Annotated in this window: 18 protein-coding genes and 2 pseudogenes; 14 read left to right on the top strand and 6 right to left on the bottom strand. The window is 45.1% G+C overall.

All coding sequences use genetic code 11. The annotated features are described in order from the left end of the window. Positions 1-146: 146 nt before the first annotated feature. Entirely contained in the window at positions 147-1757 is a 1611-nt protein-coding gene (locus L6J37_RS19855) for a methyl-accepting chemotaxis protein (protein ID WP_269093574.1), read from the top strand. Positions 1758-1816: 59 nt separating this feature from the next. Here L6J37_RS19855 and L6J37_RS19850 read toward each other — a convergent pair whose 3' ends face one another. Next, complete coding sequence (locus L6J37_RS19850; RefSeq protein WP_192017262.1) at positions 1817-2695, bottom strand: hypothetical protein; 879 nt, start codon at positions 2693-2695, stop codon at positions 1817-1819. 697 nt (positions 2696-3392) lie between these two features. Here L6J37_RS19850 and L6J37_RS19845 point away from each other — a divergent pair. Further along, a complete protein-coding gene (locus L6J37_RS19845; protein WP_192017263.1) occupies positions 3393-4253 on the top strand; it encodes a LysR family transcriptional regulator in 861 nt (286 codons plus the stop codon). Between the two features lie 67 nt (positions 4254-4320). Here L6J37_RS19845 and L6J37_RS19840 read toward each other — a convergent pair whose 3' ends face one another. Together L6J37_RS19840 and L6J37_RS19835 are read right to left on the bottom strand one after the other, a co-directional pair. Continuing rightward, positions 4321-6822, bottom strand: a complete 2502-nt coding sequence (locus L6J37_RS19840; protein WP_237796338.1) for an AMP-binding protein — start codon at positions 6820-6822, stop codon at positions 4321-4323. Position 6823: 1 nt separating this feature from the next. Beyond that, the gene (locus L6J37_RS19835) at positions 6824-8227 is read right to left on the bottom strand and encodes a lysine decarboxylase (RefSeq protein WP_237796336.1); all 1404 of its coding nucleotides are present in this window, start codon (positions 8225-8227) and stop codon (positions 6824-6826) included. A 214-nt stretch (positions 8228-8441) separates the two neighbouring features. On the opposite strand from L6J37_RS19835, the gene L6J37_RS19830 reads away from it, so the two are divergent. The 6 genes and pseudogenes from L6J37_RS19830 (at position 8442) to L6J37_RS19810 (ending at position 17407) form a co-directional block, all read left to right on the top strand. Further along, positions 8442-9041 (top strand): isochorismatase family protein, encoded by a 600-nt coding sequence (locus L6J37_RS19830; protein WP_237796335.1) that lies wholly within the window; start codon positions 8442-8444, stop codon positions 9039-9041. A 399-nt stretch (positions 9042-9440) separates the two neighbouring features. Then, positions 9441-12035 carry an alpha-amylase family glycosyl hydrolase gene (locus tag L6J37_RS19825; protein WP_237796334.1) on the top strand — a complete coding sequence of 865 codons (2595 nt, stop codon included), beginning with the start codon at positions 9441-9443 and terminating at the stop codon, positions 12033-12035. Positions 12036-12125: 90 nt separating this feature from the next. Beyond that, positions 12126-14150: an alpha-amylase family glycosyl hydrolase gene (locus L6J37_RS19820; RefSeq protein WP_237796333.1), complete on the top strand. Its 2025-nt coding sequence runs from the start codon at positions 12126-12128 to the stop codon at positions 14148-14150. A 494-nt stretch (positions 14151-14644) separates the two neighbouring features. Then, the gene (locus L6J37_RS19815) at positions 14645-15868 is read left to right on the top strand and encodes an MFS transporter (RefSeq protein WP_237796332.1); all 1224 of its coding nucleotides are present in this window, start codon (positions 14645-14647) and stop codon (positions 15866-15868) included. 86 nt (positions 15869-15954) lie between these two features. Then, a pseudogene (locus tag L6J37_RS21460) lies at positions 15955-16080 on the top strand (Y-family DNA polymerase); the annotation flags it as partial. A 403-nt stretch (positions 16081-16483) separates the two neighbouring features. After that, positions 16484-17407 carry a LysR family transcriptional regulator gene (locus L6J37_RS19810; RefSeq protein WP_237796331.1) on the top strand — a complete coding sequence of 308 codons (924 nt, stop codon included), beginning with the start codon at positions 16484-16486 and terminating at the stop codon, positions 17405-17407. A gap of 27 nt (positions 17408-17434) precedes the next feature. Here the strand turns inward: L6J37_RS19810 and L6J37_RS19805 are convergent, their stop codons facing one another. From L6J37_RS19805 to L6J37_RS19795, 3 genes are all read right to left on the bottom strand, one after another. Further along, positions 17435-18217 (bottom strand): glycine betaine ABC transporter substrate-binding protein, encoded by a 783-nt coding sequence (locus L6J37_RS19805; RefSeq protein ID WP_192017269.1) that lies wholly within the window; start codon positions 18215-18217, stop codon positions 17435-17437. Positions 18218-18293: 76 nt separating this feature from the next. Beyond that, positions 18294-19376: a major royal jelly family protein gene (locus tag L6J37_RS19800; protein ID WP_237796330.1), complete on the bottom strand. Its 1083-nt coding sequence runs from the start codon at positions 19374-19376 to the stop codon at positions 18294-18296. Between the two features lie 344 nt (positions 19377-19720). Further along, positions 19721-20638 (bottom strand): LysR family transcriptional regulator, encoded by a 918-nt coding sequence (locus L6J37_RS19795; protein ID WP_192017270.1) that lies wholly within the window; start codon positions 20636-20638, stop codon positions 19721-19723. 121 nt (positions 20639-20759) lie between these two features. Here L6J37_RS19795 and L6J37_RS19790 point away from each other — a divergent pair, with 121 nt between their 5' ends. The 6 genes and pseudogenes from L6J37_RS19790 (at position 20760) to L6J37_RS19765 (ending at position 25755) form a co-directional block, all read left to right on the top strand. Then, a complete protein-coding gene (locus tag L6J37_RS19790) occupies positions 20760-21428 on the top strand; it encodes an SDR family oxidoreductase (RefSeq protein ID WP_237796329.1) in 669 nt (222 codons plus the stop codon). A gap of 81 nt (positions 21429-21509) precedes the next feature. Beyond that, positions 21510-22697, top strand: coding sequence for an MFS transporter (locus L6J37_RS19785; RefSeq protein WP_192017272.1), 1188 nt, complete (start codon positions 21510-21512; stop codon positions 22695-22697). Positions 22698-22776: 79 nt separating this feature from the next. Next, a complete protein-coding gene (locus tag L6J37_RS19780) occupies positions 22777-23406 on the top strand; it encodes a GrxB family glutaredoxin (RefSeq protein ID WP_237796327.1) in 630 nt (209 codons plus the stop codon). A 10-nt stretch (positions 23407-23416) separates the two neighbouring features. Next, positions 23417-24508, top strand: a complete 1092-nt coding sequence (locus L6J37_RS19775) for an alkene reductase (protein ID WP_237796325.1) — start codon at positions 23417-23419, stop codon at positions 24506-24508. 11 nt (positions 24509-24519) lie between these two features. Continuing rightward, positions 24520-24718: pseudogene (locus tag L6J37_RS19770) on the top strand (IS3 family transposase); the annotation flags it as partial. Positions 24719-24759: 41 nt separating this feature from the next. Further along, complete coding sequence (locus tag L6J37_RS19765) at positions 24760-25755, top strand: GlxA family transcriptional regulator (RefSeq protein WP_192017275.1); 996 nt, start codon at positions 24760-24762, stop codon at positions 25753-25755. Positions 25756-26144 lie beyond the last annotated feature (389 nt).

Below are 26144 nucleotides of genomic sequence, written 5' to 3'. Positions count from 1 at the left end.
ACGTGGCAGTTACAACGGCAGGTTGAACGACAACAGCGTGATTTTCAGTCATTTGCATAAAAAATAAATTAGAAAAGATATTATTATTTATCTTAACCATGCAAACTACCTCTCTTATACGCTTTCAGCATCAAGCTTAAATTCATATGAAAAAAAATATATTCACAAAACTTCTCGCAGTCCCTGTCACACTGTGTGTATTTATGTTCATACTTTTCTGGAATCAAATGTCTGGAAATAAAGACACACTTAATGCAATGAACTCAATCTATCTTGATCGTGTCATTCCTTTGCAACAATTAAAAACAATTTCTGATGCCTTTGCGGTTGATATTGTTGATGCATTCAACAAGTGGAATATCGGTACACTCTCACAGCAAGAACTGGAATTTTCCGTATTAAAAGCAAAAGACGTAGTTGCAGATACCTGGGAAAGCTATTACTCAACCCAGTTAACTGCCGATGAAAAATCCATATCAAAAACACTGACAGCTGAAATCGATGCTATAAAAAAAGATCTTGTTACACTTTTACGAGAGGCAAAAAACCAGCCTGATGCTAAACATCAAATCGTCCACAGAGTCTACAACCGTATAGAGCCTCTCTCTGATAAAATAGACAACTTAATTAACATTCAGATAACGACTTCTGGACAGATTTACCAAACAAGTAAAAGAAAGTATGAGGCAGATATTCAGCTGGGAATCTTACTGCTTATCGCTGCCTGTATTACCGGGTTCATTTTTTCATTCTGGATCATACGTAAGGAATTACGTGTACTGCCTGAAATTACTGACAGTATTCAAAAAATGTCTGATGGCGACTTCACTCCACGTAAAATGACGAAAGCCAATAACGAACTTGATTTGATATCGTCGTCCTTGTCTACACTTCAGCAAAGTATTTTCAGTATCATCCAGTCTTCAGAGCGAATTCAGGAGCAGTTAGCCGTAAACCAAACGCAAATATCGACAGTGATACACAGCAACTCAGAGAATGCCCAGCGCGAATTATCTGAAATAGAGCAAGTCGCAGCCGCTGCCACAGAACTGTCTTCAACCGCATCTGATGTTGCTCACAACGCGCACTCGGCGGAAACTGCAGCGACTGAAGCTATCACCATCATCAACGCCAGCTCAAGTACGCTACAACGCTCCGATTCTATTGCTGAAAGTGTCAGTGTATCCATGAAAGAGTCCGCACGAATAATCAACGAATTAAGAGAGCATTCAGAAAAGATAAGCTCAGTGGTGGATGTGATTAACAGCATATCAGAGCAGACCAACCTACTGGCGCTCAATGCCGCTATAGAAGCAGCCCGGGCCGGTGAACAAGGCCGGGGGTTCGCGGTTGTTGCCGATGAAGTCCGAGCACTTGCAGCCAAAACACAAAAGTCGACCATAGATATTCAAACAATCATCAGCCAGCTTCAGGAACAATCCAAACTTGCAGATGAACACATGAAACTCAACACAGACATGGTTTCAGAGTCTCAGGTTATTACTCAGGCCTTGTCCGATGCGTTCAAAACGATTTCAGAGCAGGTTGGACAAATTTCAGACGTCAATGCTTTAGTCGCTACCGCCTCGGAAGAGCAATCTTCTGTCACGAATGATATCTCTCACAGGCTGGAAGAAATCAGCCAGATCGTGCAGAAAAACTCTGAGAATGCCAGCCAGACGACACTGGCAAATAATGATATTTCGACATTAACCCAACGCCTCAGAAAAGAAATGGCTTTTTTTAAAGTCAGTTAATATACAGATCAGGCCCAGCACCGGGCCTGATCTATTAATAAATTACTTACTTGCCATACTTAAAGTGGCTGACATCTTGGGCATGGCGGTTTCGGCGTACCCGGCACTCTCACATAACCTAAAGACATACCATCGGTATACTTTCCGTCAGACAAAGTAACGCTGACACTATTTATACCTGGATTAGCTGGCGTAACACTGATCGTTGTATTGCCCTGCAATGCACTCAGGCTCACAGATGTCGAGGCAGTCTGGCCATATAAATCATCCCGAACACGAATAATCAAGCGGGCATTCACGCTGGTGTCCTTCGCTGCTGTTGAATATTTATCAATCAGGTACTGTATATTTGCCTGCACTTTGCCCGAAGCGTGGGTCGCACTTCCACTCACAATTCTTGGTTTTTTCTGTACCCAGACACCTTCAGCTGAACACATACCGCCAGCTCGGTTTATCCAAACCAGGCCGTAACCGTAAGTACGTGAAAACTTCATATTAAGATAGGAATTGGCATCGAGGTTTGATTTATCTTTGCCGACATAGCCGAACTCTGAATTGTTGAAATGCACGTTAGCATAGCGGTCAAATAAATTGCCTTTGGCACGGAATACTTCATCCTGAACCACATGCTTTGGCACTTCCACCCGCAAATAGTCAAACGAGTTGAAAAGGTTAATCAGCGACTCAAAAAAGTTGGCATATTCTTCCTGATTATAATCAGTTTGATCTGGGTTAGAAGGATCCGGGTAGGTTTGTGGATCATTATAAATATTGTAGCCACTCTCGACAGCACCCCTCACATCCTCTGATTTAAAATCATAAGATTTTACTCGTCCGTACTCACAGCCAGAGGGTAAATCAAAGTTACGAGCCTGAGCACTCACTGAAGTTACAGAGAGCGCTAAAGCAGCAAAAGTAAGACAGAATTTCAACTTCATTGTCATCATCCTTGTGATCGTTCTGAATGGGAGTTTCATAACCCCATGATATGCACATAAACACACGTGCAACATCGCGATTGAACAGAATCAGAAATGATTAGGCAAGAAGAAACGCATAATAACGGGAAATTATGAATAAATTTAATATATTGATCACATATGCATTTCATTAAATATAAGATTAGCTAAAGTGACAATGTCCCTCATGTATGGAGTCAAGATTTCAGTTTCATATGCATCACCCGCCCGTACTCCAGCCGAAATCTTCTTCCTTCGATGTGTTTTTATCGTGGCAGTCTTGCCTTTGATATGATTCTTATCATGACCACCCGGTAATTTCCCCAACCGGGGTGTGGACTTCACACGTACATTATGCAAGCATAGTAAACAATAAGCATATCATTTATGATTTTTATGGATCTGAAGAGGGTTAATCGAAAGTATTCTTCAGCACGCGAACGGGGATTCATCCTATTCTGTGCATGCTTCGTAAGTACTGATTATTGGGGTAGACCATAAATTTTATAAAATGATAAATACATGGATGCCAGACACAAGAGAATGAAGGTTAAGCTTCATGGATACGAATAGAGAAAAACTGACTTCTCTTTATATGCACAGTTGATGCAAACATACAGAACAAACTCAAGATTACATTGACAAAAACAATACAAATCAAATAGTTAGGTTATTCATGAACAAATTAAACTGGGACGATTTAAAATTTTTCCTCACGCTATATGAAACAAATACAGTCAGTGTGGCAGCCAATCGGTTAAATGTGAACTATGCAACAGTATCAAGAAGAATTGACCGGTTAGAGAATGCTCTAAAACTAAAACTCTTTGACAGAACACAGGATGGGTTCATTTCTACGATTGAAGGGCGATTGCTTTACGATAAATCCATCACTATGAGAGACAAAATCAACAGCCTCGAAGAAGAGCTCTCGCCTGAATCAAAGTTCAATCAAAATACTAAAATATCAATGGTTCCATTTTTAGCAGAACATTTCGTCATAGAAAATTTGCATAGCTTGCACCAGAGGTTTCCCGAATTAAGGTTTGAAATTGACACTTCGAGTCGAAATGTCAACATATCTAAACAGGAAGCTGATATCGCTTTACGGATGGAGTTGCCAGAAAAAGGCGAGTCCATTTGTAAAAAACTGGGTGAGATAGAATATGTGCTCTATGGTAACGAGTATTGGCTGGACAAACTCGTAAAAAATGAAAACGTCAATATAATTACATACTCTAATCTGTATAGTCATCTGCCAGAATGTAAGTATCTCATCGAAAAATTTGGAACAAAGTCAATACGAATTCAATCTGACTCTGTTTCAGCTCAAAAAAGAGCATCTGAAAGCGGTTATGGTATCTCGCTAATCCCAAGAATTGTACTTCGAAATGACTCCTATCCATTTATCAGGCCTTCGGAAGAAATATACCGTGAAATATGGATGCTAACCTCTAAGAAAACATCATATTCCACGCCTAAAAAACTTGTTATGGACGAGTTAGTCAGGATATTCAGAAATGCATTTTCGAAATAATAATAAAGCGACAACCATAATTATGATTGTCGCTTTATTTCACCTTACTGGTTAAACAAATAATTGATTAACTTTTTGACAGCTGTACCTTAAACGAACTTGGGACATGTTTATCTTTCTTTGTAGTTGACCAACGCGTATAGACATTATTCATTAGAAGTACTGCAATTGTTATGGCTGCCCCGACAATTTCAGAATGACTGATAGTCTCACCTCTTGCCATACCAATAGCAAAGGCTGTAATTGGCACTAAGTTAATGAACAGAACACCATTTATTGGTCCTAACGTGCTGATTCCATAGTTCCAGGAAAATACAGCGATCACACCTGCAAACGTGATAAGGTACAGCAGCTCCCATTTGACAGAGAATATCTGCTCCAAGCTTGGTGCATGTGTAATGCTTAACGAATTCGTAATTAAAGCAATAATTAAGATAGTAAACGCTCCAAGTATAGAAGATAACGCTGTATACCTGAGCACAGAGAACCCTTCAACGTAACTCGCTCCTAACGTGTACGTAACCCAACAGAAAGCACCTGAAAGTATCACAAGTGACGGTAATAAATTACCTCCTGAAAAAGCGCTCATATCACCTTTAGTTATCACGAGTACCACACCAAACAACGCGAACACGATTGATATCAAGGTAAATTTAGCGGGCCTTACTTTTTTCAGTGTCCACATCATGATTGCAGAAATTAAAGGCATCAGTGCCATGATAATCGCACCATGCTGCGCTTTGGTATAGGCGAGCCCCGCAAATGCCAGAATGCTAAAGCCTGCGAATCCAAACGAACCAAACAACCATAATTTGAAAACGCTTCGGCCCGGCAATAATGAATGAATACCTTCTTTCATAAATAACATTAAAACCAATATCATAGAAGCCGCACCATAGCGGATCAAACTGATATGAACTGCATCCATGGATTGTAAAGCATTTTTTGCAATCGGAAACATCCCTCCCCAAGACATTGCAGTACCCATCAGGCATAGAATTGCAATAATATATTGAGTTAAGCTTATTCTGTTTTTATGCTCTGGATTTGATTTATCATCTGACACATTTTTATCTTGATTCAAAACCAAGTTTTTCAACTCTTCATTTCGCACTTTCCCTGAAGGTGAGTAAGGAATTGAATCAACACGACCGACGCCTTCCAGTTTAACTTTCATTTTCTTGCAGATATATTTAATATTTCGAATAAGCTCAAAATCATCCACAACAAAGTCACTATTGGTAACAAACCCGCAGTGGACTGTATTCTTATTTGAAGGGATCATTGCGACATCTTTTATGCCTGGCAAATGTCTGACTTCATTCTCTAACTCATAAATATTTAAAGCACTTTCACCCTGAGCTCTGTTCCTCAAGTAGATATTACCACTGGAATCCATTTCACCGGTTTCAGCAGTGATCAAATATTTCGTATCACCAATAACAACAAATTCGGAATCTTGATTACCGTAGCTATCCATGTTCATATAACTGGCAATCGCTATACGGCCAACTTCATGGGCAGGAAGCACATTTCCATCCTTACCTATAACAAGAATGTTATTGCCGTCATATGCCCTGCCAACACTCGTAGGGTTAGTGATTAAGTCGCTAGGTTCAGCTAAAGCATTCACACCGGTTTCGGTCGTTCCATAGTATTCATGTATGACAGGACCTAGAGAGTTGATAGCCTGAAGCTTGGCCTGAGGATGAAAATGCTTACCTCCAACGATGATAAATTTTAAATTATTCTCTTTCGCAGAATATCCGCCATCCACATAGTGTCTCACAACCTCATTTAACAAAGGAGGCGTCATAGCACTGGTTGAAATCCATTCGCTTTTGAGAAGTTGAGCCATGTGTTCAGTATCATGTGGTTTGGCAACAATAACTGTCGCACCAAGTTGCATGAACAATCTGGACCACCCACTACCGGCTGCATGATATAAAGGCATTGCAAGCAAATGCCTGTCTTCTGATGAGAAACCATAGCGAGCAGTGAAAAATGAAAACCTTCGTCCATCAAATGACTTGTTTCGAATTACAGATTTAGGAACTCCAGACGTTCCCGATGTAAAAGAAATACTTTTAAAAGGTCTATGCTGCAGCTGAAGGCTATCAATAGTCTTGTCTGACTCACATGCCAATTCATCATAACAAATGCTATTTCTTACATTATTATCGATATCAATAATAGTTACCTGATTCGATAATCCCTGTATGTTTATGTTATTTTCAATACAATACGATGAAGAAACAACCAGGATTTTACACCCAGTAGCCTTCAGCATTGGTTCTAGCTTACTGGAATCCTGAGTATAATCGATACCTGTACATGGTATTTTTAACGTGGCAGCTGCAGACATCAAATAAATGAGTTCTATGCAATTAGGAGAAATGTAACACATTGATATCTCTGAATTATAGTCAACTTTACTTGCTAAATTCAAGGTGATTTCATTGACATCCTTATAAAATTCATTCCAAGTAATTTTTCTTTTTTCATAGATCAATGCGTTCTTGTCACCACGAGCTGATGCTATCTCTTTAATTTTCCCTAGTGGTATCATCTTAATTTCCTTCAACAACTAAAAGTGAAATATTATTTATCAATGAGCTATTTATTTTATCTAAGTCAAACTTACAAACCGTTTGCCCTGGTGTTAAAACCGGAGTTCCTGGAGGATATAAAATAAAGAATGATGATGAGACATCACCTTCTCTTATATTCATCTTATTTTTATTTGCTTTTATTTTCTTTTCCAGACACTCTAATCCAAGTGATAAATAATCGACCAACTCATCAGTTACGCCACAATGAAAGTTTAATAAAAATGATTTTTCATTGTATCGACTAATGTAAACACCTTGATTATTAAATAAATACTCTCTTATTTTTTCACCATTTAATAATGGGGAACTGCAAGTAATCCAAATCTTTGTGGGATCATTGACAAAGAATTCACTGTTCACTTCTAGCTCTTCAACCTTGAAATGATTAAGATTTTTTACTACAAAATTTTTTAATTTATCAATCAAGAAAAGTGTTCTTTCAGTGTACTGATGTCCATAGTTTTTAGCATGTACTACAGCCAGTTCAGTACTGGCCAGGATTGGATAACTTGGTGAGGTTGTATGGTTTCTATAATGACTGCTAATCATTTTATCAAGGCAATGATCTGAACCATAAACATTGATTAAGCTTGCTTGTCTAAATGAAAATAGTGACTTATGTATAGAGTGTACTACGATGAAGTTTTTATCATACTTCTGTGAAAGGCGTTTTGAGTTATAAATACCACTCTTTTCTTTCATATAGGGATCAAATGCTGACCAAGCTCCCCACGCTTCATCAATAATGATATTTTCTAATCTTGTCGCAATCTGGCAAACTTGATCAAGAAACCTACTCAAATCAAAACATACACCGTCATATGACTGACTATTAATTATTAATGTTTTGTAAGGGTTGTTCAGTTCTTCAGCATTTTTTAATTCGTCTAATATTTTCTCAGCGTTCCCTCTGTAAATACTTGACTCATTATTGCATAAAATATCTTCTACGAAATTCACATCAATATTAGAGGATTTCAAAGTAAAATGGATTGATTGATGTACCCCTTTCTGACATATCACTTTATCGTCATTCTTACATAATGCTTCAATGACAATGTTGTTTGCTATCGTTGAACCACAAGTTACAAATAAAGACAGATCTGAACCATATATATCAGAAATAATATTTGAGGATTCATCAATCACCCTGGAAGGGTCTGACAAACTGTCAAAAAAAGGTCCTGTTATTGACAACTCTAAATGCTTTATCTTTTCAAAAGCACTCAAAAAACCTTCTTCAAGTATTACATTTTTAATATTGCCCACATTTTGAATTGGCAGAGCATGAAAACTTCCATTCATCCTCTTCTTTGAACTTGCTAGCGATTCATATATTGGCAATCGAATCTTATCAACCATATAACCTCCTGTTAATTACAGTTCAATTTAAAATATTCTTATCACTATAACTATGAGAATTTTTGCACATAGGTCGTGCGCCAACAGTTGAAATGGAATTGTAGTGATAAAGAATTGCTACAAGAATTTTTGCTCATCACGCATGCAAAATTGTTCGTTAACTATTCCGATAAATTTTCTTAGACTAGGCTTGAATTTAAAAAAGGAGTCTACAATGAGTCATTTAAATACTTTACGGAAAATATCAGGCTTATCCGATAGCACGGTTGATTGGAACAATATAGTTCTTCTATATATAGACTTTCAAAATGAGTATGCTGACGGAAAGTTGAAGTTAGGCGAAAATGGTACACTTGCACTGGATAAAGCAAAAATGCTTCTTGATATTGCTCGTGATAAATCGACCCCCGTCTTTCATGTGTTGCATAAAGCGAGTTCTGCATCACCAGTGTTTAACTGTGAATCAACTATGTCTGATGTTATTCGATTAGTAGAACCATCTGAGAACGAACAAATCGTGCACAAAACCCTTCCAAACTCATTTTTTAACACAGAGTTAGAAGAGCTGATACGCTTGACTGGCCGTAAGCAAATTATTGTGGCTGGTTTCATGAGTCATATGTGCGTTACAGCAACAACTATCAAAGCTGTTGAGCTTGGATACGACGTTATTGTTTGTGAAGATGCTTGTGCGACTCGAAGTCTTCCGGATCAAAATAATAACGAGCTTGATGGGAAACTGGTTCATGATGTATCCATCGCGGCATTAAGTGATCGATATGCCACTATCATGAAACTTTCTGATTTTACATAACCTTCTGATCGGCGATCTCTTAACCCGATTCAACGTTAGAAATAAGATAAAAAGCAAATTTAACCTCCTTCTCTTTTGGAGGTTTTTTCTTTCTTACCGCAATAATAATTATAGTATCCGGCAATAGCCATCTCCCCCAGGGCGTAGAATGGGGGGCGTAGACAAAGGCTGAGATAACAAGATCACAGTTCAATTTCTTTCTTGCCATACAATGAGTTAATCGGTTCACATTTCAATTCAATTTCTCCGGTAACAGCATTTTCAGCGTTATTTTTTGTGCTATTTACAACTCACCTGGCTGGATGAAATGTCCGCATCAGGTGTGTGAATAACCATAAACAATAACTCGATCCGTTCGGGAGTTATCTCTCTTGCAAAGGACGGCAAAAGGAAATTGAAATGAGAACCTTACCTACGCTTATTGTTGGTGCGACGCTGATCAGCGCCCCCGCACTCGCCGACTGGCATTTCCGGGGCACTCCGAACCAGTGGAACGCGGCAGCAATGACACAAATAACGACCACTCACTATCAAACCTGCCAGACATTTCTGCAAGGAGATGCTACCGGCGGTCCCCGGTTTAAAATCGACCGCTACGGCAACTGGCAGGAAAGTTATCCCGCCGGCGATTACACGGTTGCCGGCGATCAGAGCTACCGGATCGACTTTTATAGCGACAGCCAGACAATTCTCACCACGCCGGTGGCCAGTTGCGACAGCCAGTCTCTGACGCAAAACTTCCCGGCACTGCACTTTCGCGGCACGGCAAATCAATGGGCCGCGGAGGCAATGACTCTGGTCGATGACCACACCTGGTCACTGTTGGTTCATTTTGACGGACAAACCAATCAGCGTTTTAAGTTTGACCTGACCGGAGACTGGTCGCAAAACTATGGTGACAATCTAAACGACGGCGTGTTAGACGCGTCTGGCGATGACATCTATACCCAGGTCAACGGTGGATATCTGGTCACAGTGAACGACCAGACGCTGAACTATACCCTCACGCCCGTGACCCCATGTACCTCAGATTGCACCCCGCTTCCCACCCTCGGCGCACAGTATCAGCCTGATAAAACCACCTTTGCGATCTGGTCGCCGGATCACAGCGATGTGACGGTTACCGTGAACGGCACAGAATACCCACTGAGCAAAGTGAGCGATGCCAACGGCTACACAGATATCTATCAGGTTGACGTCAGCGGCGATCTGCACCTGGCCGAGTACACCTTTAAAGTCAATGGCATTCCGGTGCGCGACCCATACGGGAAAATGGCAAAACCGGGCACAGGAGACAATGAAGCCATCAACATTGTAATGGACATGTCCCGCACTGCCCCTGATGGCGGCTGGGCTGAACGCCCGGCATTGTTGAACCGCGAAGATGCCGTGATTTATGAAGTTCATGTCCGCGATTTCACCATAGATGCCAGCTCTGGCGTCAGCGCAGACAAGCGCGGTAAGTTCCTGGGAATGGTCGAAAGCGGCTCCCGCTACAGCGGGCTGAAAACGGGGATTGATCACCTGGTTGATCTGGGCATCACTCACGTTCAGCTGCTGCCAGTCTATGATTTTGCCACCTGCGACGGACTTCCTGACAGCGATCCTTGTTACAACTGGGGTTATGATCCGCGCAATTACAACGTCCCGGAAGATCGCTATTCACAGGTACCGACCGACTACGAGGCTCGCGCCAGCGAGTTTAAAACCATGGTGAACGAGTTCCACAAAGCCGGGATCCGGGTCATCATGGATGTGGTGTACAACCACACTTATGCCAAAGAAATGTTTGAAAACATCAGCAGCCGCTATTACACCCCAACCGATCTTTCAGGTACCGGTAACGCCATTGATGCCGACCAGCCTATGGTCAGCCGCATGATTCAGGATTCACTGGCTTATTGGGTCGATGAATATGGCATTGATGGTTTTCGGTTCGACCTGATTGGCATTTTTTCTTTTCAGGAAGTGGAAAAGTGGGGGCGCGCGCTGAATCAACAATTCCCTGATCGCAATTTACTCCTTTACGGCGAACCCTGGAATGGTTACGCCAGTGATCCGAAAGAAGCACAACGTGTTCGTTACGGCACCACGCATAATATGGTGCAAGAGCATGTCGGCGTTTTCAACGGCGCGTATCGTGAAGCCCTGAAAGGGTCGAACGACGATACCCGGACGGGTTATATGTTCAACAATCTGGACAGCGCCGATGCGGGCTGGTCCATCTATGATGGCATGCGCGGTTCAGCGTACGATCCCAATGACAGCCGCAACAGCACCTGGTTCAGAAACTTTGCCGCCGATCCGGAGCAAAGCATCAACTATATTTCTGCCCATGATAATTTCGGCCTGTGGGATAAGGTGTATTTAAGCCTGTCGGGCAATGTTGTACAGAACAGCTCGCACCAGACTCTCAGCCTGACGCCACCGACCAGCCTCGATTATGCCAAACGCGTGGTGAATTTTGGCATGGGCATGGTGCTGACCAGTCAGGGCATCGGGTTTGTCCATGCCGGTGACGAATTCTTGCGGACCAAAACCGACAACGAACAGATGAGTTATCCGGATGCCTGGAATTTCGGTGCGCACGGCGGCACGCACAATACCTACAATGCGCCGGACAGCTTTAACAGTATCAAGTGGCAGCGCCGTGCTGATAACGCAGCGATCTATGATTACTTCAAAGCACTGATCGCGCTGCGCCGTAATCACCCAGGCTTGCGCATGACCACGAATCAGGACATTGCCAATTACCTTACGGCCTCCCGAGCGGCTGAGTTTGGCGGGCAACTGGTCACAGGTTTTATCACTTACCCGCAAGACACGCATAACCTGTTTGTGGTGTACAACAGCGGCAACAATCAGACCATCAGCTTGCCTGCAGGCGACTGGACGCTGGTTGCCGATGCATCAGGCGCCCGTCATCAGACTGGGTTATCCGGCAGTGTGGTGGTTGAAGGCACTGCGGTGACTGTGTTTACCCAACCCCGTTAATTGCCTTGGTGCGTGTCCCTGAATGAAGGGGCACGTATCCACAAACAAACAGAGATCAGACATTCAAAAAATAACGACAGGAATTGAAACGTGAACAAAAGGATTGCTCATTCCACACTCTCATTACTAATAGCCGCAGCGCTGGCAGGATGCGGAAGCTCAACCCCATCTGCGGACGAAAACCCAACCATTGCGCCTTATGCCTGTAACACAAACGTTACCGAGCAAAGCCAACAGCTACGGATTTACCAGATCATGGTCGAGAGCTTTATCGATGGTGACCCGAATATTGGTCATGGCACCGGCTACGGCACCAGTCATCATCAGGGTGATTTGCAGGGGATTATCGACTCTCTGGATGATATCCAGTCGTTAGGTGTTAATGCGATTTGGCTGACGCCTGTGTTTGAGTCAGTGGCCAAAATAGGCCAGGACCACTGGGCAGACCGTTTGGATGCCACCGGCTATTATGCCACCGATTATTTTTCGATAGATCCGAAATTTGGCACGATAGAGACCGCGAAAGCATTGGTCGAACAGGCCCATGCCCGGGGGTTATATGTGTTCTTTGACGGCGTGTTTGGTCACCACAAAGAGAATGTGGTGCCATCGCCAACCGGGAAACTGCCCGTGGGTGGCAGCAATCCGGTCAGCTACCCCGAGAGCCTGCCTTTTTATCAGGAAGTGGCAGCTTACTGGATAAAAACACTTAAAATCGATGGCTGGCGGTTGGATCAGGCTTATCAGGTGCCTCTGAAGGCCTGGCAGGATATTCGCCAGACAGTTGATGACGCATCGCAGTCCGTCACTTACATTAATCATCTTGGCGACACTGTCCATCCGCTGGGTTACATGGTGGCTGAAATATGGAATAACGAAAACGCGATCAATCAGACTGGTTATGGCCCGCAAGGCACACCGGGTTTGTGTTCAGCCTTTGATTTTCCGGTCCGCTACCGATTAGTGGAAACCTTCGCCGTGAATGAAAACAGTAACGGCGGCAAAGGCGGCAGTTGGCTGGCAGAAGGCATGGATTTACATCGGCTTTATCCCGATCATGCCAAGCCCAATCTGATGCTGGGCAATCATGATCTCGTCCGCTTTGGTGATTTGCTGCAACGGGGCAATATTGCAGAACCCAGCGATGATCAATACTGGCAGCGCCATAAAGCAGCGATATCCTTCCTCGCCGCTTATACAGGCCCCATCACCCTGTATTACGGTGATGAAATTGGTGATCAGGTTGAACATTTTGCCGGTAAAGTGCCGGGCGATATCTGCGCCATCCAAGGCTTATGTGATGATCATGTGGCCCGTTCCAGTGGCAAGATTGACGGCGTCAGTGCCACGCTGAATGCACGCCAACGCGATCTCAAAGCCTATGTCACAGAGCTGATGACAATGCGGGCGGCGCACCCGGCGTTATACCAAGGCGAACGCCTCAATATTATGGCCAATGACAAGGTGTATGTGGATCGCAAGCAAAAAGATCAGGACGCTGTCGTTTATCTGGTCAGCACCACAGACGCTTCGCAACACCTGTCTTTAAATGCGGAAATACTGGGCTCAGCCGGTGATTTGATTGACTTGCAAAGCGGTGAGCGCTTCCACGTCAGCAGTGGACACTACACTATTGCACTCAATGGCTTTGAAGCACGCTTCCTGCATATTGTCTCCCCAGTACAGCCTGCCGAGGATCTGACAGCCAAAGCCCTGATCTTAACGGGTACAGGCCTGATGGCAAAGTGTGATAATCCCACAGTGACTGAGCAAGGCCCGGTGAGCAAACCGCTGTATGTGGTGGGTGATTTCACCGATTCAGGGTGGAAGCACAGAGACAACCGGCAGTTCGAATACAAAGGCCAGAACCTGTACCAGGTGGTAACCAATGAACAGGCAGGCAGTTTCCGTCTGCAGTACGCCAGTAAAGACTGGTCGCCTCAGTATACGGCCGAAGGGCTGGAACTCCGGCCGGGTCAGAAAACACCGCTCACGGCTGGCAGCTATGGCAAAGACACAGCTGCCATGCTGCCTGAAACCGGACGTTATGTGTGGAGCCTGACTTTCCAGGATAACGGCTTACCTGACGCTGTGATGGTGTCGAAATGTGAGTAAACAATTAAATGGCGAGTGCGGTGCGCTCGCCATGATCGGCTCAATCAAAACGTCAAAATAAAAACACATCCGCCTGCAACCCGGCTTCTGAACCAGCATATTTCTGCCTCCAAATATTCTGATAGAATTAATAATAACTACTAAAAATATCAATCGCCTACTCAATAAAAGAAAATATAAAACATACTTTTTCACATTCATTTACAACCCATAAAAAATAGATTGTTTTATTGTGACTATTCACACATAAAAGATCTTTTCTTCTAGATTAAATTTTTAATTACACGATGATTGCGCTCGGGGCGAACAGTTGTATATTTTGATATTTATCAATATATAAAATTATTTATCCATTGAATTTCACCGATTTAGAAAAAGTCAGAATTTAAAAATACTGGTAATGCTAAATACATTCTATCCACCCACAAAAATCGACTCCATTTTAAAATGATGATTTTTATTTAAATATACATCACCACTCCCGGAGACATTATATGAAAGAAGTAATCTTTAATCGAAAATTACTTCCCTTATCGCTTGCCAGTCTCACATCCAAAATTGGCGACTTCGCACATGAGGTTGTCTTCGCGTTGATCACCATTGAGTTATTATCAGGCGATATATTCTATATTGGGCTAGTCTATTTTCTAAAATTTATCCCTTATCTCTTTTCCGGACCTGTGGGTGGCTGGATTGCCGATGTATTTCCATTCAAGAGAAACATGCTGCTCAGTGATACACTCAGGCTGAGTGTGACTTTCGTCATGTTTATCACTTACTACTTGGGCATATTGAATATAGCCGGACTGGTTGTCTGCGCTATGCTGATGACGATAGGACGCAGCCTGTTTCAACCAAGTTTCAGATCCTACCTGCCATTTGTGTTGAACAAAGAAGAATTACCTGCAGGAAACAGTCTGTTTCAAATCATCGAAGATGTCGCATCCATTATCGGACCATTGCTATGTGCCTTGATCATCTCTGTTGCCGACAAAAGTTTTGTCTTGCTTGCCGATGCAATCACTTATGCACTTTCTCTTATTTTTCTGCTTTTGTTGAAAAAGAATCAGACACACAGAGAGGAAAAACTTTCGTTTACCGCTTTGTTTACTGATACCAAAGAAAGCATATCGAATTTAAGAAATTATCAAACTGATTTATTCATGGTGATTATTGGTACGACTGCATGTGTACTCTTTACAGCCGCGCTGCTGAAGTATGTGCTCCCGGCTATCATTGTTGAACATTACCTGCGTGAGGAATTGGTTGGTTATGTCTTTTCAGTGATGGCAACAGGAACGGTCATAGGCGGCATTTTATATCCGAGAATTGTTAAAGACACGACACCAGAACTGGTGATGAAATCGTGGATGTTATATGGCGTGCTGTTTGTACTGGTGGCGATAGCTATTAACATCAACCAGCCTGCGCTGTTCACCTCTGTCTTCATACTGGGGTTTGTTGGCGCCATTGTGGATATTTCTATCATCACCAATATCCAGACCCTGTCCCGCCAGGGAGAGCTTGGCAAAAATTACGGCCTCTACTCGACCGTTGCTAACACAGGTGAATCCTTATCAGGCATTGTGGCTGGTGCTCTGACCATAGTAGCTGGCGGATTCTCTTTTATCTGCATGGCGACTTCCATTGTCATTTCGGCCAAATGGGCACTGGTTAAACTCAGAAAAGAAGAAAAAGCACATGAACGAACAGTGTAAAATCGCCCTTTGCCGGGAAGCAAAGGTGTTAATCGTTTCAGAAAGAACAAGCTTCGTCTCTACGCGAATGTATTGAGATAAAAACGATGCACGCTGAGAGAGAGCAACACGGAGACAGGAAGTTTATTCATATCGACATGGACTGCTTTTTCACAGCAATCGAGATGAGGGATAACCCTTACCTCCATAATATTCCCATCGCAATCGGCGGCAGTGTGTTGAGAGCCGAGGGGGGGGGTCACAGCGAAACAGATTGTGCCGTTGGATATCGGAATTGAAGGTGGAGAGCTGGATTTGGGGTTTGAGCGTTGGGAGATACTGAAGGCTTCCGAGAAGTGGACGCAGGTACTCAACTGAAATCAGACGCTATCCCAGGTGAGCATTCACTGCCCTAACAGGGTCTATCAATATGTGGGTCTGTGACTTACGCTGGCACAGAACAATGAACAGCCTCCCGCCAAGGTGTCCACGAGTTACAAAGTCAGATCACTCAAACCAACAACGTATGTTCTACAACAAGTAACGAGTTTATGTTCCCGCCACAACAGGGCCTCACTTGTGATACGAACGAAAAACTGATAACAATGAATACATTACCAATCATGTGTTGAATTTATGCTACTAAACGATCTTCTCGTGGTGATGAAAGTGGCGGAGCTTCGCAGTATCACAGCAGCCGCCAACAGTTTAGACATGCAACTCGCTACCGCGAGTGCCGCGCTTAAACGCGTTGAGAAAAATCTGGGACTTGAGCTGTTTATCCGTTCGACACGTCAGTTGCGGATGTCGCCCGCTGGCGAGCGTTACCTGCCTCAGTGCCAGCAGGCTCTACAATTACTCGAGAGCGCACGACTCAATATTCAGTCAGATTTGGATGAGTTGGGCGGCGAAATGCGGATTGCTCTGTCTTCCGATCTGGGCCGAAATGTCATTACCCCTTGGCTCAATGAGTTCCTTGATCAACACCCGAATCTCACTCTACGCAGTCACATAAGCGACAGTATCATCGATTTTTATCGCGATACCGTTGATATGGCTTTGCGTTACGGTTCACCCACGGAAAACAACCTGTATGGTTTTAAAATCTGTGATGTCCCTCGTTTGCTTTGCGCGGCCCCTTCGTACCTCGCAACGCATGGCACACCGTCGCATCCTCACCAGTTGGCGACACACAATGGCTTGTGCTATCAATTGAACGATGTGGTCCAGAATGAATGGCAGTTTGCCCATTACGATCAAACCATCAAAGCCAAACTGTGCGGGAATCGTATATCTAACGACGGCGATCTAGTACGCCGCTGGTGTGTATCCGGATATGGAATGGCCATCAAGTCGTGCCTCGATATGGCGGACGATTTGCTCAATCAACGAGTGATCAGTGTAATGCCTGGTTATACGCCGACGCCGACAGAGTTATGGTTAGTCTGCCCCAGTCGTCAGTCCATCACGCCCACCGTCCGTTTGCTGCGGGATTATCTCAAAACCCGCACTCAGGCGTTACTTTCAGCGCTCGCGGCGCGCCACCTCATCCCGAGCTAAGCGAGCAGCCTCTCGTTTAGCTTGGGATTAAAACGGGTGTGCATCAAGCCATGCTCGAGTCACTGTATCTAAGATTTGCCCCTCTCGACGAACCTGGTAGTCGAGATCAGCGATGATGGCGTTGGAGAAACAGAGTGCATCCAGTCGCGCCAATTGCTCCGGCGTAAACCGAGCGCGACGATCTTCACGTAATAACAGTACCGCGCGATCAACACCGCCCAGCAAACCCTTGGGGTCGTCCAAGTCGCGTATACGATGCTTATGATGCAAGAACTGGGGTTGCCACAGCGGTACCACGACCCATTGTTGGTGTTCGACCGCCTGTTCAAATGCACCAAAACACGCTTCTTCACTGCCGGTATGAAAGCGATAGCCCACCTCCTCCAGACCATACGCGACCATCATATGAATTGAGAAACGCGTGATCCCTGCGCCTGGATTAATGCCTTGAATATCTCGGTGCATTTTTGCTCGCACTTCCGGCTTCAGCAAATCCTCGACACTGGCGACCTGCTCAACCGGCACGTAATCGGGCACGCCCCACAGGGCATACGGTTGATAATGGAGGCCGAGCTCTAGCAACGGCACCTTGGCTTCGACTTGGCTTTTGTAGGTACCATGGCTGGATGGCAACCAAGCAGAGCTCAACATGTCCACCTCACCAGAGGCCAACTGCGCAAAGTTTTCCTGGTGCGGTGCGTACACGCGATCGACCTCAAACCCCATGTCGACGAGCACATGACGAACAAGTGAGGCCGTCACCCGGTGGAAGGAGAGATCCGTGACCCCTATTGTGATTGATTGTGGCATTACTTTTCCTCTTCTGACATAACCTTTCAGGTCGTGGCGATGTGAGCACCACCACGGCTGCGGCACGTAGTGCTCATCACTCCAACTTGAGGCGCACAATGCGATAAGGCTTGGTCGCCTCTTCCTCGCCCTCGTTCATGATTGGATGCAGGTGCAACGCATTTTGCGTGAGATACAAATAGCCTTTACCTAATGCAAAGCCATCAACCCAGTTGAGCAACTGATCATCTTGCGCGATCAGTCGATAGCCAGTTTCGTCGGCCACACCGATGGCATTTTTCTCCAGATCACCCACATAGGTTCGGCCATTCTTTGCCATCACCATGCCATCACTCGGTCGTTTTTCACTGTAAAATTCGATGGTTTTCGCAAGCTGCTCGGGCGCGAGCTTGGGATCAGCCAAAGCCGCAGTTGGGAGACGATAAATAGCACTGCCGTTGACCGTCCCGAAGTACACCCACTCATTATTGGTATCGATCGTGATGGGGTTGAGACCCAGATACACAGGATCGGATTTGCCGTCTTGGCGCTTCGTAGCCAACGCCGACCCATCAATATTGATTTGATGCTGAGGCGCCATCAACGCTTTGTTCGATTCCAGCACGCGCCGCGCCTGACCGGTATTGAGATCCACCACCACAAATGCCGGAGCGGCCGACCCGGCGATGTTGCCTAAGGTGGTGTCAGCGATATACATCAGATTACGCGAAGTATCGAGGGCAAAGTCCTGAAAGAAAGAGTTATCCACCATCACTGAAGAACTGAGCGTGAAACGCTTAGCAAGCACATGGTTGACGCTATCCCAAGCGACAATCTGAGCGGGCGTAGTGGCACTGCCCATATCCAACATCCAAACCGTCCCCTCTTTCGTGCTATCAATGCCAATGACCGACGACAGCCCCACTTCCCCGATCTCAGGTCCATCGGCCCAGTCCTCGGTAGGAAACGGCCGTGTTGTGCCGTCGTCTAGCAACTCCATCACTCGATATTTTGGGTTTTCCAATGGATGCATTGACATGATCAGACGTCCTTGCTCCGTGACGGTCAGGTTGCCCGGGCGTGTGCCATTTAACTGTGCAACTACCTCTAAATCCGTCGCTGTAGCCACGTTGGATCCTATCGCAGCCATGAGGGCGATCCCTGTTTTCAGTATGTTCATATTGTACCTCTGTAAGCTCGCACACTCAGTTTGGGCTCTATGTGAATATGTTTCGACAATACGCGAGATATTCAAACCTAAAAACAAGCTAATGATTGAATAATTATCAAATATTATTTGAATATTACGGAGGGGATACCTGTCGAAGGGTAAGAGTTGAGGGGGTAGTGTTCAGAGTTTTGTGTCTTTTCCTACACGTCCTAAAAAAGGGAGAGACACATCATGGCTGATAAATACGAAATTGATATCCAGGCATTCGCTAAAGCGCTGCAGTCCGGGCAAAACCTCAATGGCAAGGATGGCCCGCTCACGCCGCAGATCAAGCAGATCTGGTTATACAATTATCATCTTAAACTACTAAAGTGCTCAATTAAAAAATCTACAAACAAACGAAGTCGCTTGGGTTGATACTGGCGACTCAGGTAAATCACATTCAAATCCGCACCTGCTGAAGAGGTCGATGCGTTGAAGTTCTTCATGTAGCCATTCAACACCGTCACTAAACGCTGCTTTTTGATATCTTCTTGCACATCTAAAATCGATTTCAACGCAATACCCGCCCCATCCAACGCCCATTGACGAATCACTTCACCATCATCAGAAAAGCGCTTTGGCAGCACAGTGATGACGTTGTGTTGTTCTTCATCTTGAAAATGCCATGTTTTCAGTTCTTCATTGCTGCGAACCATAGCTAAACAATCGTGCTGTGCTAAATCTTGCGGCGTAATCGGCGTCCCTTTCTTTGCCAAGTACTGAGGAGAAGCGCAAAGCACTCGGCGACTGGATGCAAGCTTGCGAGAGATAAGATTGCTGTCGGCCAGCTCCCCGTATCGGATAACGATATCCAAACCGGATTCTGCCAAGTTGGATAAGTTATCGTTCAAATACAGATAAGGGATCACTTCGGGATAAAGCTGATTAAATTCCGACAGTATTGGCGAAATGTATTGCTTGCCAATATCACGAGGAGCCGAGATTTTAAGTGTCCCGCGCACTTCTTTGGTGCCAGTTTGGAGTAAGTTTTCCGTCTCTTTTACGCTGTCGATAATTTCCAGACATGCCTGATGGTACATCGCGCCAGAGTCCGTCAACGATATATGCCTTGTACTGCGATTAAGCAATCTCACCCCATAACGATCTTCCAGCGACTGTAATCTTGCCGTGACCGTTGCTGGCGATAAGCCTAGCTCTCTGCCAGCCGCGGCCAGCCCTTGGTTCTTCACAATGCTGGCAAACAGCGTCATATCTGAAAACTTGTCCACGATCTCTCCTTAAATTTCATTATTCATCTTAGCTGAATAATAAATTCAAATATTACCCAATTATCAAATTCACTCCAATACATATACTGACCCCATCGAAACAAGATTGGAGAAACAAATCATGAAAACAGAAAAAAGCGTTTATGTCGTACTGGGTGGCACATCAGGTATTGGTGCTGAACTTAGCCAACAACTTGCAAGCGAAAATGCGGTTGTCCACGTAGCCAGCCGTAAAACAGGTTTAGACCTCAGTGATGAACAATCGGTTTACCACTACTTCGAAACCATTGGTGCTTTTGACCATCTGATCGTCACAGCAGGTTCTTATGCTCCTGCGGGCAAAGTGATGGATGTGGAAGTATCCCAAGCAAAATACGCTTTTGATACCAAATTTTGGGGCGCCATCAACGCAGCTAAACATGGAGCACGCTACATCAAAAAAGGCGGCTCAATCACACTTACTTCCGGCATGTTATCTCGCAAAGTTGTCGCGAACACCTATGTAAAAACCGCTATTAACGCTGCCATTGAAGCAACCACGAAAGTACTGGCGAAAGAATTGGCTCCTATCCGAGTGAATGCGGTCAGCCCGGGTTTAACCAAAACCGAGGCGTATCAAGGCATGAACGAAGACGACAGAAATGCCATGTACCAACGCACGCAAAATAGCTTGCCAGTAGGCAAAGTTGGCGAAGCCAGTGACGTTGCAAAAGCTTACCGACTTCTGATTGAAAACAGTTACATGACTGGCGCCGTAATTGATGTCGACGGTGGTGCACTGCTTGGCTAACACCAAATAGAAACAAGGTGCCATCGCAACAAAAATGCATGGCACCAATGGGTTCAAACTAAATAAAAAAAGAGACTCCCCATGAATAAAGAAAAAATGCCGCTGCAGGTATGGGTCTTAACGCTTGCAGCTTTTGCTATCGGTACCGCGGAATTTGTTATTGCAGGAATTCTTCCTCAAGTCGCCAACTCATTGTCCATCACAGAAGGGCAAGCGGGTTACTTAATCAGTGCCTACGCGCTTGCCATTGTGTTTGGCGGTCCACTACTTACGATTTACTTTGCACGCTTTAACAAGAAAGCCGTGCTGGCTGGGCTAATGGTGTTGTTTATCCTCGGCAACATATTGTCTGCTTTCGCACCAAACTACTTTGTGTTGATGGTAAGCCGAGTGATCACTGGCTTGGTTCAAGGCCCTTTCTACGGCATTGGTGCCGTGGTAGCGACCAATTTGGTTTCAGAAAAAATGGCAGGTCGCGCGGTCGGACAAATGTTCGCAGGATTAACATTGGCTAACGTTTTAGGTGTGCCTGGCGGTACTTGGATTGGCTTGCAATTCGGCTGGCACACCACTTTCTTAACCGTTGCAGCTTTTGGCTTAGTGGCTCTGTTCTTCATCACTTCAGTGGTCAAATCGACCGGTCATGGCGAAGCAAAAGATGTCAAAGCGCAATTGGCAGCGTTCAAAAACCCAATGCTACTTATCAGCCTTGCGATCACTGTATTTGCTTGGTCGGGGTTCATGACTTTGTATGGTTACATCGCCCCTATCGCCATGCACATCACTGGCTTTGGTGAAAGTGCGGTGACTTGGATTCTGGTTATCGTTGGCGTCGGTCTGATTGTTGGTAACACCATGGGTGGCCGTTCATCAGATAAAAACCTACAAAAAGCCTCCATGTTCTGGGCTATCGCGATGATTGTTTCACTAATACTGGTCGGCTTAACCGTAGACAACAAAGTACTGTTCATCGCCACCGCCTTTGTGTTTGGTATTGCTTCATTCGCTAACGTACCAGCGATGCAGCTTCGAGTAATGAACCACGGTGGTGAAGGCCAGGAATTAGCGGCGACGGCAAACATCTCAGCGTTCAACTTAGCCAATGCCTTTGGCGGTTTCTTAGGCGGTATGGTGCTCGATAGCCAAATGGGCGCGGGCATGATCCCTTACGCAGCCATCATTGTTCCGCTGATTGGTTTGCTATTCATCGCCAAGGCGAACCGCAAAGAAAGCAAACAAGCCGAGTTAGCTCCAAGCTTCAACAACTAATTTCATCCCTACTGGTAGCCCTGACTTAACGCCTCCCGAACAAGCGGGGCTGTCCAATACGAATCAATAGGAAAACACTATGAAACTCTACATTTACGAACATTGCCCATTCAGTGCTCGCGTCCGCTATGTTGCTGGCATGCTGAATATCCAACTCGACGTCATCAATATTGCTTATGACGACGACAAAACCACAACGGACCTGATTGGAACCAAACAAGTACCACTTCTTATCAAAGACAACGGTGAAGCGATGGCAGAAAGCCTAGATATCATCGCTTACTTCCTTGAACTGGCTACATCAAGTGAAACAAGCCAACCGTCACAACAAGTGTTGGATTGGCAAAAAATCGCGTTTCTTCCACTGCAAAAAGTGGGTTACCCAAGGTGGTCAAATATGGATTTACCAGAGTTTGCCACTCTGTCAGCGCAACAAGCTTGGCGCGCCAAAAAAGAAACTGCCGCACTCAATTTTGATGCGCTCCTACAAGACACACCAAACATTGCCAAAGAGGTAGAAGCGCTCATCAAAGGTGCGAAAAGCGTGTTGAATCTCGATGCCTGCCAGCATGTGACTTTGGTAGACGAAGCCATCCTGTTTTCTATTTTGCGTGGGTTCTTTAGTGCAACAGAAATCCAATGGGACAACACAGTGAAAGATTGGATGGAATCTGTAAGCAATAAAACCCAAGTACCACTACTTCAGTAAGGAACCGACCATGAGCAAACTTTTTGAACCAATACAGTTAAAACAACTGGCTCTACAAAATCGCGTAGTGATGGCACCAATGACCCGAGCACGCACTAGCCAACCGGGTAATATTCCAAACCCAATGATGGCGACTTACTACAAGCAACGTGCGACTGCGGGCTTAATTATCTCTGAAGCCACCCAGATTTCAGACGATTCACAGGGGTACTCGTTCACGCCAGGCGTATACACCGATGAGCAAGTGGCAGGCTGGAAAGCAGTCACTCAAGCAGCAAAAGAACAAGGTGCTGCAATGTTTTGTCAGTTGTGGCATGTGGGCCGAGTATCGCACCCAACATTCCAAAAAGGCGAACAGCCTATTGCCCCATCGGCACTCAAACCGGTAGAAACCCAAGTATGGATTGCCGACGAACAAGGTAATGGCAATATGGTCGATTGCGTAACGCCACGAGCCATGTCCCAAGCCGATATTGACCGTGTGGTGAGTGATTTTGCCTATGCCGCTAAACGTGCGATTGAAGCCGGCTTCGATGGCGTCGAAATCCACGGTGGTAATGGTTATCTGATTGATCAGTTCCTGCGTACCAACTCAAACCACAGAACCGATAACTTTGGTGGTACTCGCGAAAACCGACTTCGCTTTTTATTGGAAGTGGTCGATGCGGTGAGCGAAGCCATTGGTGCCAACAAAGTGGGAGTACGACTCGCTCCTTTCATTACTTTTAAGGACATGAACTGTCCTGACATTGTGCCGACTATCCTCGAAGCATCGAAACAACTTCAAGCTCGCGATATTGCGTACCTGCACCTATCTGAAGCGGATTGGGACGACGCTCCAGTGATTCCAGAGAGTTTCCGAATCGAACTGCGCGAATACTTCACAAACACGATTATCGTCGCAGGCAGTTACACCCAAGATCGCGCTGATGAGGTACTTGAGAAAGGTTATGCTGATTTAGTGGCATTCGGACGCCCATTTGTTTCTAACCCAGATTTGGTAGCGCGCTTAAAGCAACAACAGCCTCTGGCTGAACTGGACGGCTCAACGCTATTTGGTGGCAACGAGAATGGATATACGGATTATTCAGTACTGGATTGAATAATTGATTCTTTACTAGAGGCCTAAAAACGGAGTGGATCCCAGTATCGGGTTATCAAGCTCTGCCGAAGCAAGAGGAAATATAACTCGTTACATTTCCTCTTGCTATTACAGCCAACTCAGGCCTCATCAGTATAACGAAGGGCTGGCTCCCAATGAATCTGAAGGCTGTATTGCGAAATACTCTAAACTGCGGCCAATTTTAGTTGACCACTACAGTTATGACTGACTCAACAAGGGATCTCGAGCTGATGGTAGAACCTAGCAAACCTTTACGTATCACCGCTTTATTGCTCAATAACGTCCCAAGCACCGCGATAACCGGTCCAGCAGAGATGTTAATGATCGCCGCCAAACTAGCAGGGCTTCCCAAACCAGAAGTACATTATATTTCCCCGTACGATACGCACATTCAAACCTTTGCCGGATTGACGATTGCCTTTCCCACACCATGGCAGCAGGTTGATAAAACAGATATTTTCTTGCTCGGTTGCTGTGGCGAGCCGAGTGATGAGACCTACCTGCTGCCAGAGACAATCAAAACATGGTTGACGCAGCAACTGGTTGATAGCCAATATGTCGTTTCCTTATGCACGGGCACTTTTTTATTGGCAGAGCTGGGGTTGCTCAATCATCGTAGCGCCACCACCCACTGGGCTCATGTAGCGTACTTTCGTGAACGCTACCCCAGTGTCAAGCTGATGCCCCACCTAAAAATCACTCATGAGAGCCCGTTTATCTGCTCGTCGAGTGTGCGGGACTATTACGACGCCACTTTGTTGATCATTGATGATCTGTTCGGCAGTGAGCATCGTACGCGCTGCGAGCGCTACATTGGGGGGGATATTTCCTGTATGACGCGGATCTGCCTGACCAGTTTCGGCCAATATCGGCAGCACAATGACACTCTGATCCATGAACTGCAAGACTGGATGCATCATGAACATCCAGGCAATCTGACCGTGGCGCGATGCGCGAGCAAGAGTTTTTTGAGCGAAAAACAGATGACGCGACGGTTCAAAGCGGCAACCGGCGACGTTCCGGTTAACTATATTCAACGTCTGCGTCTCTCTTACGCACGGGACAAACTGAGTACGACTAAGTTGAACATTGAGACCATCAGTCGCCAGGTGGGCTACAGCAACATCAATCATTTCCGATTACTGTTTAAGAAATTTTATGAAATGACGCCAACACAATACCGTAAAGTTACGCAGTCATATTGTGAACACAAACCCGCCCACTGAAGCCGGGGCCTATCCGTCAACGTTCGATCAAGACTACCTTCTCACCACGAATGATTTGGTAAACGGCTATCTTGTATTGGCGTAGGTGCACCCCAGAGATCTAGTGAGTTAGAATGCTGACAACGCAACCTTAAGCCTTTGATAGGTTCTCATGCAGCACTGCGCAATTACCAAATGAATATTGACCTCGCTCTGCCAGATTTCTTCTTAGTAGGCTGGCCACTCTCGCATAAGGCCCCTTAAAAAGGCGAAAAGAATGAGCCCACATCTTGCGAACTCATCCTTCACTCCATTAAACAACATCAAATAGGAATTAATGTCCAGGTCCGAACCCTGCAATACAGTCAATAAAGTCTTTAATACTTATCTTACTGCCCTCTCATAGACAT

Source organism: Photobacterium sp. WH77 (assembly GCF_022014395.1).
In the GTDB taxonomy this organism is placed as follows: Bacteria; Pseudomonadota; Gammaproteobacteria; order Enterobacterales; family Vibrionaceae; genus Photobacterium; species Photobacterium arenosum.
This window is presented reverse-complemented; position numbering and strand designations above follow the sequence as displayed.

What these genes read in the sequence shown, in the direction of transcription:
- L6J37_RS19855 (WP_269093574.1), top strand. Translation starts at nt 147, where the DNA reads ATGAAAAAAAATATATTCACAAAACTTCTCGCAGTCCCTGTCACACTG.
- L6J37_RS19850 (WP_192017262.1), bottom strand. Translation starts at nt 2,695, where the DNA reads ATGAAGTTGAAATTCTGTCTTACTTTTGCTGCTTTAGCGCTCTCTGTA.
- L6J37_RS19845 (WP_192017263.1), top strand. Translation starts at nt 3,393, where the DNA reads ATGAACAAATTAAACTGGGACGATTTAAAATTTTTCCTCACGCTATAT.
- L6J37_RS19840 (WP_237796338.1), bottom strand. Translation starts at nt 6,822, where the DNA reads ATGATACCACTAGGGAAAATTAAAGAGATAGCATCAGCTCGTGGTGAC.
- L6J37_RS19835 (WP_237796336.1), bottom strand. Translation starts at nt 8,227, where the DNA reads ATGGTTGATAAGATTCGATTGCCAATATATGAATCGCTAGCAAGTTCA.
- L6J37_RS19830 (WP_237796335.1), top strand. Translation starts at nt 8,442, where the DNA reads ATGAGTCATTTAAATACTTTACGGAAAATATCAGGCTTATCCGATAGC.
- L6J37_RS19825 (WP_237796334.1), top strand. Translation starts at nt 9,441, where the DNA reads ATGAGAACCTTACCTACGCTTATTGTTGGTGCGACGCTGATCAGCGCC.
- L6J37_RS19815 (WP_237796332.1), top strand. Translation starts at nt 14,645, where the DNA reads ATGAAAGAAGTAATCTTTAATCGAAAATTACTTCCCTTATCGCTTGCC.
- L6J37_RS19810 (WP_237796331.1), top strand. Translation starts at nt 16,484, where the DNA reads ATGCTACTAAACGATCTTCTCGTGGTGATGAAAGTGGCGGAGCTTCGC.
- L6J37_RS19805 (WP_192017269.1), bottom strand. Translation starts at nt 18,217, where the DNA reads ATGCCACAATCAATCACAATAGGGGTCACGGATCTCTCCTTCCACCGG.
- L6J37_RS19800 (WP_237796330.1), bottom strand. Translation starts at nt 19,376, where the DNA reads ATGAACATACTGAAAACAGGGATCGCCCTCATGGCTGCGATAGGATCC.
- L6J37_RS19790 (WP_237796329.1), top strand. Translation starts at nt 20,760, where the DNA reads ATGAAAACAGAAAAAAGCGTTTATGTCGTACTGGGTGGCACATCAGGT.
- L6J37_RS19785 (WP_192017272.1), top strand. Translation starts at nt 21,510, where the DNA reads ATGAATAAAGAAAAAATGCCGCTGCAGGTATGGGTCTTAACGCTTGCA.
- L6J37_RS19780 (WP_237796327.1), top strand. Translation starts at nt 22,777, where the DNA reads ATGAAACTCTACATTTACGAACATTGCCCATTCAGTGCTCGCGTCCGC.
- L6J37_RS19775 (WP_237796325.1), top strand. Translation starts at nt 23,417, where the DNA reads ATGAGCAAACTTTTTGAACCAATACAGTTAAAACAACTGGCTCTACAA.
- L6J37_RS19765 (WP_192017275.1), top strand. Translation starts at nt 24,760, where the DNA reads ATGGTAGAACCTAGCAAACCTTTACGTATCACCGCTTTATTGCTCAAT.